The following is a 15,070-nucleotide window of genomic DNA, read 5'->3' as shown; positions in this document are numbered from 1 at the left end:
TGCTCAAGAACCGGAGCAGACTAAGATCCGATCCCCTTCCTCCAAGGCCGCGGCCATGCCCTCCATGCTGTTGAATCTGCGCGAGCTTCATGCGTTTCAGGCGGTGATCGATGCGGGCTCCCTGAGCAAGGCGGCGGAGAGCCTGCACATCACGCAGCCGGCGCTCAGCCGGATCATTCGGCGGCTGGAGGAACAACTGGGCGTGGCCTTGTTCGAGCGGCACCAGTACGGCGTGGCGCTGACGGACTTCGGCCGGCGGCTGGAGCCTCATGCGAGGCTGATGCTGTCCGAGTCTTCCCGGGCCGTGCAGGAAGTCGATGCCCTGCGCGATCAGCCCGGGGGCGTCGTGCGTTTTGGCGCGGTGGTCAGCGCGCTCGCGAGCTTCGTGCCGGGCGTGGTGGAACGCTTGCTGGCCCGGATGCCGGGTCTGCAGGTGGTCTTGGTCGAAGGGCTCTCGGAAGACCTGCTGCAGCAGCTCGCCCGTGGCGAGATCGACCTGGCCTTGGCGTTTGCCGTGTCCACCTCCGATGACATCACCACCGTTTCCCAGAGCGAATGGCAGGAGGGTTGCCACGTGGTCACGGGAGCCACCCACCGTTTGTGCGGGCGCCAGGACCTGCGCTTGCAGGATTTGCTGGGTGAGGCCTGGGCCCTGGCCCCACGGGGAACGCAGCCGCGTGACGAGTTGAAGCAGATGTACCTGGACCACCACCTGCCGCCGCCGCAGGCCACCGTGGAGTCCCGGTCCATGGCGGCGTTGCGCCAGTTGGTGGCCGGGGGCTCGTTCCTGGGCTGGATGCCTCGGCAGCTCGTGACCTCGTTGTCCGGGCCGGGAGAGGGTGCGATCCGCATCCTGCCTCTGCAGGACGTTCGCTCCGTGCGCCGATTTGCGCTCTATCGGCGTCGCGAGGGCACGCTGTCGCCGGCCACGCTGGCGCTTCGCGACGAATTGCTGGCCTACATCCGCACGCTGTAGGCGCCGGCGCACGCCGTTAAGCCAAAATGGCCGGCGAACGGCAAAGCCTGAACCTCAACCACCGGCGTTGAGCCCCATGGTCGCCGAGGGAGAACACAGTGGCCATCCGCGTCAACGCGCCGTATCAGGCGGTCTACATCCATGAGCCGCTGGGGCATGAGGTCCCGGCACTCAACACGCCATGGTCGGTCGCCGGTCTGTTCCGGTTCGAAGCCGACGTCAACCTCAATACCCTGATCGTCGCCTTGTACGGCACCACGAACGCGGCTTCGTGGGTCGGGCTTTACATGAATTCCGACGGCATCACCTGCCAGCTCGAGGGCTACAACGGCGGGTCGCCCACGGTCAGCTCCAGCTACACGCTGGAGGTGGGCCGGGAATACCGCCTGGCCATCGACTACAACGGCGCGGGCACCGTGCGCATGTTGCTCGATGGCGCGGTGGTGCTCTCCATGGCGTTCGTGCCCAATGCGGGCACGGCCGGCGAGCGCTCGCTGCAATGGGGCGGCTATGGCGAGCTGGCGGGCTACACCGACTGCACGATCGCGCGCTGGCGCATGTGGACGGCCGTGCTGACCGAGGCGGAGCACCGCCGCGAGTACCGCTCGACGGTGCCGTTTCGCACGCGCAACCTGATTCACAACTGGCCGATGGATGCTGGCAGCGGGCGGTTCGACGACACGATGCCCGGCGAGCCTCCCCTGGCGGACAATCCCGCCGACCCGTGCGGCGATGGCAGCGATTTCACCTACCTGCCCAGCATTCTCGGTGTGCCTCAGGTCGTGGACCTGGGCACCTCGGCCACGCCCGGCGCGCGCACCGTCAACGTGCCGCAGTGGGCGGAATTCGTGGCCGTGCACATCGTGGGCAGCGATGACACGGCTGTGCCTTATACCGATCTGGCCTCCATCGCTTCGGACTTCGCGGCAGCCTTCAGCCAAACGGGCAACGGCGCCATCGCCACGGCGGCGGGTGGCTGGGTGTGCACGGCACCGGTGGCGAACTGGGCCGCCGGCCGCAGCGTCACCATCGCCTTCACGCAGGCGAATTCGCTGGCTGGCGCACACGCCTTCGTCTGCTTCATCCAGGACACCACGGGTGTCACCGCGCGTGGCTATGGCCAGGCGACGGGCGATGGCACCACGCCGGGCGTGGCCAGCGCGTCCGGCGTGTCGGGCGGCCTGGCCCTCGCGCTGGACACCCGGCTGAACGCGTCGTCCGGTGCCTTTCCCGGCAACCAGTCGGGCTGGGATTCGGTGCTCACCGGAGAGTCCTCCGGGACCTTCGGCTACTGGGCGAGCTCCCGCCTTCGGTCCAAGCCCATCACGGTCACGGGCACCGAGACGGCCACGACGCAGAACACGTACGCCGGGCCGATCACCCTGGCGACCTGGGCCCCGGCGAGCCTCGCCACGGTTGCGCCAACGGTCGCTTTCCCGGTGGCTGCGGACGTGACCGCCAGCGGCAACAACACCGCGAGCAGCAGCTGGGCGGTCAGCCATCCGGCTGCCGCGGCTGGCGACCTGCTGACCTTCCATCTGGCCTGGGACGACAGCACGGACACCACGTCGGTGAGCGCGCCCACCGGCCCGAACGGTGAAATGGCCACGTCCATCGCGGGCCCGATCGCATCGAGTGGCACGGAGGTGCGGGCGCAGGCCTGGCGGTACATCGCCACGGGCGCCTGGAGTGCCGGCACGCGCACGTTCACGCCGAGTGCCAGCGAGCAGTGGACCGCCGCCGTTCTCAAGGTGCGCGCGGGCGAGTTCGACGCATCGACACCGGTCGGCGCCACCGCCACGCGCGCGAGCGCGGGGGGCGCTGAAACCACGGTGCTGTCGCCCGCCTTCAGCGCGGGCTCGACCGATGGGGGCGGGCGCTTGGTGTGCTGGGGCGCCGTGGACGATGACCCGGTGATCGCGAACGCCAGCGCCTGGTCCACGTTGAACAGCTTGGATCGCGGCGCGGTATCCGGCACGCTCGCGGCGCGCAACCTGGAGGCCACCGACAGCGAGGCCTTCACGGCGGGCGGTTGGCGCATTGCCGGCGACAGCTGGGCCACCCTGGCCTATGTGATTCGCAAGCCCTAGGGCTCGGGGGCCGGGCGCGCGACGATTCACGGGTCGCGCATGGCGTCCTTGATGCTGCGGGCCGCCTGGGCCACCAAGGGCCCGACGCGTTTTTCCAGCAGGGTCTTGCTCAATTGCTGCGAAGGGCCCGCGCAGGAGAGCACGAAGATTTCCGAGCCCGTCACGATGGGCACCGCCGCCGCGCTCAACACGCCGCCGCGCACGCGGCGGGACACGACGAACCCCAGCCGCCTGTACTCCGCATGGACGCGCTCCACGTCCGCGCGGTAGCTGGTCCAGTCCACCGAGGCCATGCGCTGGAGGTTTTTCAGGATGGCGGTGCGTTCGTTGGCCGCGGCGGCCACCAGGTAGGCCAGCCCGAGGGAGGTGGTCTCCATCGCCAGCAGGTCGCCCACGGCCTTGTTGATGGTGATGGTGCTGACGGGCGGGCGGACCACCTCCAGCAGCAGCATGTGGGCGTGTTCGCGCGTGGCCAGCAGCACGGTGACGTCCAGCGTCTGGGCCAGTTGCCGCATGAGCGGGGCGGCGATGCGTTGGATGCCATGCTTTTGCATGGTGATGGAGCCGAAGTTCAGCGTGCGGCCGCCCACCCGGTATTTGCGGACCTGGTCGTCGAACCGCAGGTAGCCCAGCTTCTCCAGGGTGCCGGTGAAGCGCGACACGGTCGCTTTGGGCATGCCGGTGATCTCCACCAGCTCCTGGTTGCCCAGCACGTCCGACTGCTCGAAGGCGGACAGGATGGACAAGCCCTTGGCCAGCGAGGCGACGAACCCCCGGTCGTTCGGGTGGGGAATGGAGGACATGCGCGGTCGGTGTGCGTAGGGGGGCCAGGCGGAGGTCGCCAGCCATGGTATCGAAACACTCGCCATCGGCCACGGAACCCTCTTCAGTTCCGGCATGCGGAACTGAAGCGCATATCGGTCGCCCGAATGCGGGCCGCTTCTTAGAGTTGCACCGCATGAACACCTACCGATTTCCTGACTACGAAGTGGCCGGCGATGCCGACACCACGGTTTTCCTGCTCCACGGCGCGTACGGCAGCCGAGCCTACTTCCGCCCGCTCATCGACACCCTGGTCCGGGCCGGCTACCGGGTGGTGGCCTGGGACGCGCCGGGCTACGGCCTGAGCCCCTTGCCGCAAGGCGGCTTGTCGATCGAAGGCCTGGCCGAAGCCGCCGCGCGCCTGATCGAACGCGAAGGCAGCCGGCGCAATGTGGTGGTGGGCCACAGCATGGGCGGCATCGTGGCGCCACTGGCCTCGCTGCTCTCCCAGGGCCGGGTGCACGGCGTGGTGATCTCGGCCACCGTCGCCACCTTCTCGCGCAAGTCGGCGCAGGACAAGGCGACCTTCGCCGAAGAACGCATCGGCCCCATCCGGCGCGGCCTGCCGTTCAAGGAAGCGGCCTTGCCGGTCATTCGCGGCATGTTGGCGCCGACCTCGTCGGGGCCCCTGGTGGACCTGGTGGTGGACGTGGCCTCCGGCATGCGCGCCGAGACGTTCTGCGCCGCCATCGAAGCCATCGTCGGCTACGACGGCGAGGACAACCTGAAGGCGGTGAACGTGCCGACGCTGCTGATCGCGGGCGCGCAGGACAAGGTGGGGCGGCCAGAGGGCATGCAGTCGCTCACCGCGCTGATTCCCGATTCGCGCTTCGTCTGCATCGACGGCGCCGCGCACTACGCCTTCGCGGAGCAGGCGCCGGCGTTCAACGCCGCGCTGCTGGGCTTCCTGTCCGAGCTGCCCGCCTTGCGCGCCTGAGACCCACAGAAAGAGGAGCATCGACATGAGCAGCACCGTCGTCAACACCGTTCACAGCACCCTCAAGCCCACCGACAACCCGTTTCTGAACGGCGCCTTCCGGCCCAATTTCAACGAGCATGTCGCGCACGTGGGCAGCCTGAAGGTCATCGGGGAGATTCCCAGGGACCTGGACGGCCTCTACATCCGCAACACGCACAACCAGGTGCACGAGCCCATGGGGATCTACCACCCCTTCGATGGCGACGGCATGCTGCACGCCGTGCATTTCCAGAACGGCCAGGCGTCCTACCGCAGCCGCTTCGTGCGCACCACGGGCTTCCTGGCGGAGCAGGCGGCCCAGGCGTCGCTGTGGACCGGCATTCTCGAACCGGACAAGGGCGCGCGGCGCGGCTGGGGCGCGATGGGGTCGATGAAGGACAACGCGGGCACCGACATCATCTGCCACGCGGGCAGGCTGCTGGCCACGATGTCGCAGGGCAGCGAGCCCTGGCGCCTGGACCCGATCTCGCTGGACACGCAGGGGCCTGACGCCAGCTGGGCCCGGCACGTCATGCCGCACGGCATCGGATCGCACTACAAGGTGGACCCGGAGACCGGGGAGATGATGTTCTTCAACTACCCGGAGGTCTGGCCCTACATGCACTACGGCGTGGTGGACCGCCACAACCAGCTGGTGCACTACGTGCCGGTGGAGCTGCCCGGCGCGCGCTGGCCGCACGACCTGGGCATCACGAAGAACTACACCATCCTGCACGACACGCCGCAGTTCTTCGATCCGGCGCTGTTGAAGAAGGGGGTGAGAAAGCTGGCGTTCCACCCGGAGGTGCCGGCGCGCTTCGGGGTGATCCCGCGCCGGGGCAGTGGGGCCGACGTGAAGTGGTTCGAGGCCACGTCCTGCCACATCCTGCACCTGTCCAACTGCTACGAGGACGGCGACGAGATCGTCATGGACGGCTGCATCATGCCCAGGCCCGTGATGCACCCTGTGGGCAAGACCGAAGGCGGTGATGTGTATGCGCGCATGAAGGCGCGCCTGGACAAGCACAACAACCCGACCATGATGCACCGCTGGCGCTTCAACCTGCGCACGGGGCAGACGACGGAGCAGTACCTGGACGACGAGATCACCGAGTTCCCGGTGGTGAGCAACGACTACGTGGGCCGTCCGTACCGCTACAGCTACAACATCCTCTACCAGCCGGGCGAGTGGCTGTTCTGCGGCTTGAAGAAGTTCGACCTGCAGACCGGCGCCACGCAGCGCTTCGAGTACGGGCCCGGTCGTTATGGCAGCGAGCCCCAGATGGCGCGCCGCCTGGGCGCGACGGGCGAAGACGACGGCTACCTGCTGGTCTACGTCACCGACATGGTGCAGGACCGCTCCGAGGCCCTGGTGTTCGACGCGACCGACATCGCCCGAGGGCCCCTGGCCACGGTGATCCTGCCCGAGCGGATTTCGGTGGGTGTGCATGCCTGCTGGGTCGAAGGCGATCGCATCCACGGCGAGCACCGCGACAGCCGCATGCTGCCCTGAGGAAAAAAGCCATGGACATCGTCTTCATCCCCGGTCTGAACAACACCGGCGACGTCTTTCGCGACGTGAGCGCCGCGCTGCCGGCCCACCTGCGCAGCCATTGCCCGGACCTGCCACCGCTGGAGCACATCGAGGCCCTGGCCGATGCGGTGCTGGCCGAGGCACCGGAGCGCTTCTATCTGGCCGGGTATTCCTTCGGCGGCTATGTGGCCCTGGGCGTGCTCGAAAAAGCGCGCGAGCGGGTGCGGGGCCTGTGCCTCATGGGGTCGAGCGCCCGCGCCGACTCCGACGCGCAGAAGCTCAAACGGCAGCAGGCGATCCAGTCGCTCGACGCCGCGACCTACGTGGACACCGCGTCGTCGTCGGTGGCCCCGTTCCACCCGGACAACCGCCAGCGGCCCGACCTCGTGGCCCGCCGCCGTGAGCTGGCATCGGCCTACGGCGCCCAGCGCTACCTGGCCCATGTGCGCGCCACCCTGCAGCGCCAGGACCGCTCGCACCTGCTGGATGGGTCCGTGCCCATGCTGTGGCTCGCGGGTTCGCACGATGCGGTCGTGCCCGTCCAGCAGCAGGCCGAAGAGGCCGCCCAGGCCCGGCACTGCCGGTACGTGGAGATCCCGGGCGCGGGGCACCTTCTGCCATTGGAGCAACCGCAGGCGGTGGCCGATGCCCTGTCCCACTGGATCGTGCGCACCCCATGAGCCACAACACCACACCACTGGCCATGGACGGCATCCGCGTGCTCGACCTGACCCAGGGCATCGCGGGCCCCTACGCCACCATGCTGATGGCGGCGCACGGGGCCGAGGTGATCAAGGTCGAGCCGCCGGGCGGGGACTGGATCCGAAACGCGCGCAACCAGATCCGGGGGCACGCGCCGGCCGCGATCGCCGTCAACGTGGGCAAACACAGCATCCAGCTCGATCTCAAGAACCCGGGCGAACTCGCCCTCGCGCAGCGCATCGCGCAGACCTGCGATGTGGTGGTCGAGAGCTACCGGCCCGGCGTGGTCGAGCGCCTGGGACTCGGTGCCGAACAGCTGTGCCAGGACCGGCCCACGCTGGTCTATTGCTCGGTCACCGGTTTCGGTCGGGACAGCGAGCTCCGGGACCGGCCGGTCATTGACCACGTCGCGCAGGCCTACTCGGGCTGGATGCACGTCAACGCGGACGAGAGCGGCATGCCGCAACGCACGCGCAACGTGGTGCTGGCGGACCAGATCACGGGGCTGTACGCCTACCAGGCCATCGCCAGTGCTGTGCTTCGCCGCTTCCGTTTTGGCACGGGGCAGCAACTGGAGGTGACGCTCGCGGGCGCCATGGCCGCGTTCCTGGCGCCGCGCATCATCTCGAGCGCGCTCAGCGACGGCAAGGTGGGCAACGCGGAATTCACCGCGCCCACCGGGGACTACCCGACCCGGCAAGGCACCCTGGTCGTGGCGGTGCAGAAACCGGCCGACGTGGAGAAGCTGTTCGCGCTGCTGGGGCGGGCGGAGCTGCTGCAGGACGCGCGTTTCTCGACGCCGGCCTCCCGCCTGCAGAACGCCGAGGCCCTGCGGCGCGAACTCGCGGTGGTTCTGCAGGCGCGGACCGCGGCGCAGTGGGAGCAACTGCTCGCGCCCCAGGGTGTGATGGCCTGCGAGGCCCGCGACATTCCCCACTTCCTCGCATCGCAGCACAGCGACGGGCTCGATCTGATCGAAACCCTGGCGCTGCCCGATGCCGGGCCATGCCCCCTGGTCAGGGTGCCCGGCGCGGCGCCCTGGCATGGGCGCCGCGCGCCGCCGCGCTTCCCTCGGGTGGGCGAGGACCTTCAACACATCCTGGACGGGCTGGACGCGATCGACCCTCCGCCGTCCACCGCCATCGATCAACGCATCGCATGATGAAAACAGACCCCGTCACGTCCTTCTTCAACCGCACGCCGCTGCGCCTGCCCGTGGTGGCCGCGCCGATGTTCCTCGTGTCAGGCCCTGAGCTGGTGCTCGAAGCCTGCAAGGCCGGCATCGTGGGGGCGTTCCCCACGCCGAACGCGCGCCCCATCGAAACGCTGGAGTCGTGGCTGCTCACCATCACCGAAGGGCTGCGGGCGCACCGGCAGGCCCACCCCGATGCCATCGTGGGGCCGTGGGCCGCCAACGTCGTCACGCACTCGTCCAACGCGCGCCTCTCGCAGGACCTGGCCTTGATCGAGAAGCACCAGCCACCGATCGTCATCACGGCGCTGGGCAGCCCCAAGCCCGCGCTGGAGGTGGTGCACGGCTACGGCGGCATCGTGCTGGCCGATGTCGTCAACCTGCGCCTGGCCAAGAAGGCGGCCGACGCGGGCGTGGACGGCCTGGCCTGTGTCAGTGCGGGCGCGGGCGGGCACACCGGCTGGATGTCGCCGTTCGCCTTCGTTCGCGCGCTGCGCGAATTCTTCGACGGCATCGTCGTCATCGGTGGCGGCATCGCCGACGGCTACAGCGTGGCGGGCGCCACCATGGCCGGCGCCGACCTGGTCTACATGGGCACGCGCTTCATTCCGACGCAGGAGAGCATGGCCTCACCCGCCTACAAACAGATGCTGATCGATTCGACGGCGGAAGACCTCGTCATCAGCAGCGGCATCACCGGCACCCCGGCGAGCTGGCTCAAGCCTTCGCTGCGCGCCGCGGGCCTGGACCCGGACGACCTGCCGCCCACACCGCCCCGGAATTACGACAGCAACCGCTCGTTCACCCAGCGCAAGTGGGTCGATACCTGGACCGCCGGCCAGGGCGTGGGCGCCATCAAGCGCATCAGCCCGGTGGCGGCGGTGGTGGACGAGCTGGAGCGCGAGTACGGGGAAGCGACCCGGCAATGGCGCCGGTTCGGTCAGCGGGCGGCCGAGACCGCGTTGTGATGTTTTGATATGCACCAAGGAGACAAGACGTGAAATTCTGGAAAAACTGGCTGGCGGTGGTGGCACTGGCGGTGTCGGGTTCGGCCACGGCCGCCTGGCCCGAGCGGCCCATCACCCTGATCGTTCCCTTCCCCGCGGGGGGCCTGGCCGATGCGGTCAGCCGCTCGCTCTCCGAGGAGGTCAGCCGCATCCTGGGCCAACCGCTGATCCTGGAGAACCGGCCCGGCGCCAACGGCCGCATCGGCCTGGAGCAGCTGTCGCGCGCACCCAAGGACGGTTACACCCTCGCCGCGACGGTGCCGGGCATGATGATCTTCCAGCCCCTGACGGAGAAGACCTACAAGTTCGACCCCCTGAAGGACTTCGAGCCCATCACGATCGCGGTGGACACGTACAACGTGCTGGTCACGCACCCGCGCGTCTCGGCCACGGGGGACCTGCGCGAACTCGTGGCCAAGGCCAAGGCCCACCCCGGGCAGATGAACTACGGCACACCCGGCAGCGGCAGCAGCTTCCACTTCAACACCGTGGTGCTGACGGACAAGCTGGGCATCCAGGCCACGCACGTGTCCTACCGTGGGGAGGCGCCGGCGCTGATCGATCTGGCCGGCGGTTCCATCGAGTTCATGCTGGCCGGGCAGTCGGCGCGGCCCTACATCCAGGACGGCAAGATCAAGCCCATCGCCGTAACGTCCCGCCAGCGCGTGGGCATCCTGCCCAACGTGCCGACCTTCGCCGAACTCGGCGTCGATTTCCGGACGGACGGGTGGGTGGGCTATGTGGCGCCCGCCGGTGTGCCCAAGGAGATCCTCGATCGCGTGAGCGAGGCCTTCCGCGCGGCCATCAAGCTGCCCAAGGTGCGCGAGCAGATCGCCGCGATGGGCTACGAGCCCGTGGGCAATTCCCGCGAGGAATTCCGCAGCCTGATCAAGGACCGGCTGGAGCACTACCGGGGGCTGATCCGCTCGGGCGCCGTGAAGATCGACTGAGCCCTAGCGGCCGCCGGGCACGAACTGGTTGGTGTAGAGCTCTTTCACCGGGGTCTCGCGCGGCACCACGCCGTTGGTGACGTAGAACTTCTGCAGCTCGGCCAGGCGGGCCTCGTCCATCGTGCCGGGCACCTTCTGCGCGGCGTAGACGTACTGGTTGAACATCTCGAAAGCCTTCTGGATGTTGGCTTCCTTGCCCTTGTGCACCGGCACGTGCGCCACGTAGGCGGTGGTGGCGGCCTTGGGGTCGGCCATGATGTCCTTCATGCCCTTGAGCGTGGCGCGCACCAGCTTCTGGATCAGCTGCGGGTTCTTGGCGATGGTCTCGTCGGAGGCGAGGATGGCCTGGGCCATGCTCTTGAAGTAGATGTCGGCCGGCAGGATGTCGACCTGCGCGCCGGCCTCCATCGCGCTCACCGTCCAGTCGGGCACCGTGGCCATGGCGGACGCGCGTTTCGCCGCGAACTGCTGCCACACACCGCCCGGGCCGGCGGCCTGGATGTTGACGTCGTTCTTGGTCAGGCCGACCTTGCTGAGCATGCCCAGCAGGGCGTAGTAGGTGGTGTCGGTGTAGGCCAGGACGGTGACGGTCTTGCCCTTGAGTTCGCGCGGGCTCTCGATCTTCTCGTCCTTGTGGCTCACGAGCTGGGTGAGCGAACCGGCGCCGAGCACGGCCACGGCCTTGACCGGGATGCCCTGGGCGCGGGCGATGATGGGGGTGTCGCCGATGGCGCCGCCGATGACGGCGTTGCCGGCACCGATCTGCTTGGCCACGTCCACGCCGCCGCGCGCGGTGACGAAGTTGACCTTGAGGCCTTCCTGCTCGTAGTAGCCCTTGGCCTGGGCCAGCATCCAGGGGCCGAAGGCCGGCAGCGTGGCCGGCGCGGGCAGCAGGTAGGTGACTTCCTGCGCTTGCGCGTGGGTCAGCAGCGGGAACGCGGTGCCGCTGGCCATGAGCAGTGCCAGCACGCTGCGGCGGCTCGTGCGGGCCAGGGGGCGGAACAGTCGGGGCATGGGAAGTCCTTTCAATGGCTGAGGGTGTGAAGCTGGCGGTAGAAGTCGTCCACGTGGGCCTGGGCGCTGGCGGGCAGCGCCTGCAGGGCCTGGGCATGGCGCGCCGGGTCCTGCTCGGCACCGGCGCGGCCCACGCGGTGCGAAGCCTCCTGCACGAAGCGGCACACGGGCGCGCGGCGCTCGCCGAAGCGGGCCAGGACCGCCGGCACCGGCGCGCCGTCTTCGAGCAGGCGGGCGAGCACCACGGCGTCCTGCACCGCGAGGGCGCCGCCTTGTCCCATGAACGGGGTCGATGCGTGGGCGGCATCGCCGATCAGCACCACGCGGCCCTGGTGCCAGGGCAGGGGCATCACCACCTCTTCCACCGCGGTGTAGAGCACCTCGGTGTCGGGCGAGATCTCGTCGAGGAAGGGGCGCACCGGCCCGCCGAATTCGGTGAAGCTCGCGCGCATGGTCTCGGGCCAGTGGGCGGGCTCGAACCAGGTGTCCTTCGGCTGCGCCACGGTGCCGAAGATGTAGAGGCGCTCCGGCGAAATCGGCATGATGCCCAGCCGCTTGCCCAGGCCCATCATCATGATCTTGTCCACCAGCGCGGGCGGGCGCCGGTGCACGCTGCGCCAGACGCCGAAGCCCGAGTAGGTGGGCTGCACCTCGGGCCAGAGCAGGGCGCGCAGGCCCGAGCGGATGCCGTCGGCGCCCACCACGAGGTCGAAGGACGCCTCACCGCCATCGGAGAAGCGCACTTGCGCGCCGCCCTCGTCCTGCCGCAGGGACAACACCGTGGTGCCCAGGCGCACCGGCACCCCCAGCGCGTCGAGCCGGCCGGACAGCACGCGGTGCATCTCGGCCCGCTTGATGCCCAGGATGGCGGGCGCGGGCGGTGAGCCCAGGCTGGGGTAGACCACGTCCACCAGGTGCCGCCCGTCCTGGTCCAGGTAGACGTTGCGGCCGGAGGCGATGGGAAAACCCGCCTCGACCAGGTCCTGCATCGCGCCGATCTGGCGGAAGTGGTCCAGGCCGTTGCTGTAGACGAAGATGCCCGAACTCTGGAAGCGCCATTGCGGCTGCTTTTCAATCACCTCGACCTGCCAGCCGCGCTGCGCGAGCGCCAGGGCGGCGGAACAGCCGGCAATGCCGGCACCAACGATCAGAACTTTTTTCATGGGGAACCAGAAGACCAACGCGGACGCGGTCGATTCTTGGTCAGGCCCCGCCCGTGTTCAACCTTCGGGGCGCCGGATCTGGGCACCGATCGTCCGCGACTTGATGCACTGGCTGGGCGTCTGCCCGGCCCAGCGCTCGAACGCGCGGGAAAACGCCTTCTCCGAGCCGTAACCCACACCCTGCGCCACGCGCCAGACGTCGTCCGCCCCTTTGAGGAACTGCTGGCGCGCGATGCCCATGCGCACCGAGGTGAGGTAGCGCAGCGGGGTGGTGCCCATGAGTTCCACGAAGCGCTCGCTGAACACCGAGCGCGACTGGTGGCTCACGCGGGCCAGGCTCTCCACCGACCACGGCAGTTCCGGGTGGGCATGCATCTGCGCCAGGGCCTTGCCGATGGCCTTGTCGCGCACGCCGTTGAGCCAGCCCTGGGCGCCGGCGGGGCCATGGTGCAGGTGCTCGCGCAGCACGTGCACCAGCAGCAGGTCGGCCATGCGCGCGGTGGACAGCTGCCAGCCGGGGCGCTGCTCGATGGTCTCGTCCACCATGGCCTGGGTGGCCAGCGCCAGGGTGCGCGTGGTGGCGATCTCGGCCGCGCGCAGCACGATCAGCGGCGGCAGCCAGGACAGCAATGAGACGCCCTGGTGCTGCGGCATCCACAGGTGCAGCGAGAAGAGCTCGGTGGCCGCGCCGCCACCGCCGTGGGCGAAGGTGATGGGGTGGTCGCCGTGCGCGCCGCGCATGTGCCGCTGCAGCAGCGAGCGGAACGGCACGGTGTCCAGGCCGATCTCGGAGGCGGCGACGTGGGGGCCGCCCTGCGGCAGCATCACGATGTCGCCGGGCTGCACGTGCACCGCGTCCAGCCCGTCCATCTGGATCCAGTAGGGCTCGCCGGTGCACACGCGCATCAGCAGGCCTTCCACGCCTTCGGAGCGCAGCGCCCACGGCGCCGTGAGCGAGAAGCGCGCCGTCACGGCGCGGTCCGTGCGCAGGGTGCCCAGGACCAGGCTGATCAGATCGCCGGACGAGGTGCCCATGAAGGTCCGGGAGGCGGGGCCGTCAGGCCGACGGCGCCTCTTCCAGTTGCGCCCGCAACGTGGCCACCTGCTCGCGCAGCGCGGTGTTCTCCGCCTGCAGCGCCGCGACCTTCTGGCGCAGGGCCGTGAGTTCATCGGTGCCTGGCTCGGCCGCTTCGCCGGCCGCGTCCGCATCGGCCTCGGGCGGCTTGCGGCGGGCCTCGCGCACGCGCTTGGCCGCGAGCTTGAGCTCGTCCTTGCCGGCCAGGGCGGCGGCCTTCTGTTCTTCCGGCGGCAGGCTGGCCACGGCCGCGGCGGCGTTGAGCGACACGGCCCCTGCCTTGAGCGCGTCCACGAGCTCGGGCGCGGCCTGCTTCTGGATCTTCTCGATCATCACCACCTGGCTGCTGCTCAGGCGCGCGGCCTTGGCGATGTCTTCGCGGCTGTGCAGCGGCCGGGGTTCGAGCGCGGCGACGGCCGGGTTTTGCGCGGCCACGGGCGCGGGGGCTTCCTCATCGGGCGGCAGGTCCTCCGGCGAGGGCGAGGTCGCCAGGATGCGGGTGCGCCGCTCGGCCAGGATCTCGCGCTTGCGCAGGGCCAGCACGCCGCGCTGGAAGTCCGACACGCTGCGCCGGCCCAGGTGCTGGTCGATCATCCACAGGTGCACGTCCTCCAGGGTCTGGAAGCGCGGGTTCTGCACGGTCTGGAAGGGCAGGCCGTGTTTCTGGCAGATGCCGTAGCGGTTGTGGCCGTCCACCAGCACGTCGCCCCACAGCACCAGCGCATCGCGGCAGCCTTCGGCGAGGATGCTGCGCTCCAGCGCATCGTGCTCGTCGGGCGTGAGGGGGTCGATGTAGGCTTTGAGTTCCGGGTTGACGGTGAGGTGCATGGGTCAGGCTGAGGGAGAGGCTTGGGGGCGCGAATTGTAGATGCCCCGCCCCACGCCCGGACCGGGGCGCGGGCGCCTCAGATGGCCGGTGACCGGCCGATGGCCTGCATGACCTCGGCGTCGCTGGTGTGCGTGGGCACCCACAGCACCAGCGCGTCCTCGGGGCTGACCGAGATGCACAGGTGGCCCATGCGGGCGTCGAAGTAGGCGCTGTCGCCGACGTTGAGCACAGTGGGTTCGTAGAACTCGGTGTGCAGCTCGACGGCGCCTTCCAGGACGATCATGAAGTCGTCGCCGTCATGGCGCACCCAGTCGGGGAAATCCTTGGTCGAGCGCGCGTGCACGCGGGCCTTGGAGGGCACCACGTTCTTGTGCGTGAGGTCGGTGCAGAGGAATTCGTGCGTGTAGTTGGTGGCCGTGTGCTGGCGGCCCTGGCCGGCGCGGGTGATGCTGCGCCGGCCCGAGGGCGGCGGCATGGTCCGGGGGGCCAGCAGCTCGTCCATGGGCACGCCCAGGCCGGTGGCCAGCTTGAGCAGCACCTCGAAGGTCGGCGAGGTCTGCTCGTTCTCGATCTTGGACAGCGTGGAGCGCGCCAGTTCGCCGCGCCGGGCCACTTCTTCCAGGGTGAGTTCCTTGTCCGCCCGGATGCGGCGGACGTGTTCGCCCAGCCGGAAGGAGCGGGCGGTCGGCGCACCCCTCGCCGCGGGCGGGGGAGGGGGGGCGGTCTTGGTGGGGGCGGGGGGCTTCTTGGGCATCGGG

General features: G+C 69.4%; 14 protein-coding genes. 8 read left to right on the top strand and 6 right to left on the bottom strand.

Annotation, left to right across the window (positions count from 1 at the left end; translation table 11 throughout):
- Window positions 1-55: 55 nt before the first annotated feature.
- Both AC1Q9M_RS10380 and AC1Q9M_RS10375 read left to right on the top strand, forming a co-directional pair.
- Complete coding sequence (locus AC1Q9M_RS10380; RefSeq protein WP_382320525.1) at window positions 56-976, top strand: LysR family transcriptional regulator; 921 nt, start codon at window positions 56-58, stop codon at window positions 974-976.
- Window positions 977-1,074: 98 nt separating this feature from the next.
- Entirely contained in the window at window positions 1,075-3,066 is a 1,992-nt protein-coding gene (locus AC1Q9M_RS10375) for a LamG-like jellyroll fold domain-containing protein (RefSeq protein ID WP_444686871.1), read from the top strand.
- A 26-nt stretch (window positions 3,067-3,092) separates the two neighbouring features.
- Here the strand turns inward: AC1Q9M_RS10375 and AC1Q9M_RS10370 are convergent, their stop codons facing one another.
- On the bottom strand, window positions 3,093-3,869 hold the full coding sequence (locus AC1Q9M_RS10370) for an IclR family transcriptional regulator (RefSeq protein ID WP_382326409.1): 777 nt from the start codon (window positions 3,867-3,869) through the stop codon (window positions 3,093-3,095).
- Window positions 3,870-4,024: 155 nt separating this feature from the next.
- Between AC1Q9M_RS10370 and AC1Q9M_RS10365 the strand changes: the two genes are divergently transcribed.
- Genes AC1Q9M_RS10365 through AC1Q9M_RS10340 form a run of 6 tightly spaced genes read left to right on the top strand, consistent with a single transcriptional unit; the run spans window position 4,025 to window position 10,231 of the window.
- Window positions 4,025-4,825 (top strand): alpha/beta fold hydrolase, encoded by an 801-nt coding sequence (locus AC1Q9M_RS10365; protein ID WP_444686870.1) that lies wholly within the window; start codon window positions 4,025-4,027, stop codon window positions 4,823-4,825.
- Between the two features lie 25 nt (window positions 4,826-4,850).
- Complete coding sequence (locus tag AC1Q9M_RS10360) at window positions 4,851-6,359, top strand: carotenoid oxygenase family protein (RefSeq protein WP_382156849.1); 1,509 nt, start codon at window positions 4,851-4,853, stop codon at window positions 6,357-6,359.
- An 11-nt stretch (window positions 6,360-6,370) separates the two neighbouring features.
- Window positions 6,371-7,060 (top strand): alpha/beta fold hydrolase, encoded by a 690-nt coding sequence (locus AC1Q9M_RS10355; RefSeq protein WP_492433648.1) that lies wholly within the window; start codon window positions 6,371-6,373, stop codon window positions 7,058-7,060.
- Window positions 7,057-8,244 carry a CaiB/BaiF CoA transferase family protein gene (locus AC1Q9M_RS10350; RefSeq protein WP_382320507.1) on the top strand — a complete coding sequence of 396 codons (1,188 nt, stop codon included), beginning with the start codon at window positions 7,057-7,059 and terminating at the stop codon, window positions 8,242-8,244. Before AC1Q9M_RS10355 ends, AC1Q9M_RS10350 begins: the two co-directional genes overlap by 4 nt.
- Complete coding sequence (locus AC1Q9M_RS10345) at window positions 8,241-9,242, top strand: NAD(P)H-dependent flavin oxidoreductase (protein WP_492433646.1); 1,002 nt, start codon at window positions 8,241-8,243, stop codon at window positions 9,240-9,242. Before AC1Q9M_RS10350 ends, AC1Q9M_RS10345 begins: the two co-directional genes overlap by 4 nt.
- Window positions 9,243-9,271: 29 nt before the next feature.
- Window positions 9,272-10,231, top strand: coding sequence for a Bug family tripartite tricarboxylate transporter substrate binding protein (locus tag AC1Q9M_RS10340; RefSeq protein WP_444686867.1), 960 nt, complete (start codon window positions 9,272-9,274; stop codon window positions 10,229-10,231).
- Between the two features lie 3 nt (window positions 10,232-10,234).
- Here the strand turns inward: AC1Q9M_RS10340 and AC1Q9M_RS10335 are convergent, their stop codons facing one another.
- The 5 genes from AC1Q9M_RS10335 to AC1Q9M_RS10315 form a co-directional block, all read right to left on the bottom strand.
- Complete coding sequence (locus tag AC1Q9M_RS10335; protein ID WP_492433644.1) at window positions 10,235-11,245, bottom strand: ABC transporter substrate-binding protein; 1,011 nt, start codon at window positions 11,243-11,245, stop codon at window positions 10,235-10,237.
- An 11-nt stretch (window positions 11,246-11,256) separates the two neighbouring features.
- Complete coding sequence (locus AC1Q9M_RS10330; RefSeq protein ID WP_492433642.1) at window positions 11,257-12,408, bottom strand: FAD-dependent oxidoreductase; 1,152 nt, start codon at window positions 12,406-12,408, stop codon at window positions 11,257-11,259.
- Between the two features lie 57 nt (window positions 12,409-12,465).
- Window positions 12,466-13,443 (bottom strand): cupin domain-containing protein, encoded by a 978-nt coding sequence (locus tag AC1Q9M_RS10325; protein ID WP_492433640.1) that lies wholly within the window; start codon window positions 13,441-13,443, stop codon window positions 12,466-12,468.
- Window positions 13,444-13,465: 22 nt separating this feature from the next.
- Entirely contained in the window at window positions 13,466-14,311 is an 846-nt protein-coding gene (locus tag AC1Q9M_RS10320; RefSeq protein ID WP_382156864.1) for a plasmid replication/partition related protein, read from the bottom strand.
- Between the two features lie 77 nt (window positions 14,312-14,388).
- A complete protein-coding gene (locus AC1Q9M_RS10315) occupies window positions 14,389-15,066 on the bottom strand; it encodes a helix-turn-helix domain-containing protein (RefSeq protein ID WP_382320500.1) in 678 nt (225 codons plus the stop codon).
- Window positions 15,067-15,070 lie beyond the last annotated feature (4 nt).

The sequence above is a fragment of the Hydrogenophaga sp. GW823-FHT04C09 genome (assembly GCF_058796355.1).
The sequence above is the reverse complement of the archived record's forward strand: the minus strand, read 5'-3'. Positions and strand labels throughout refer to the sequence as shown.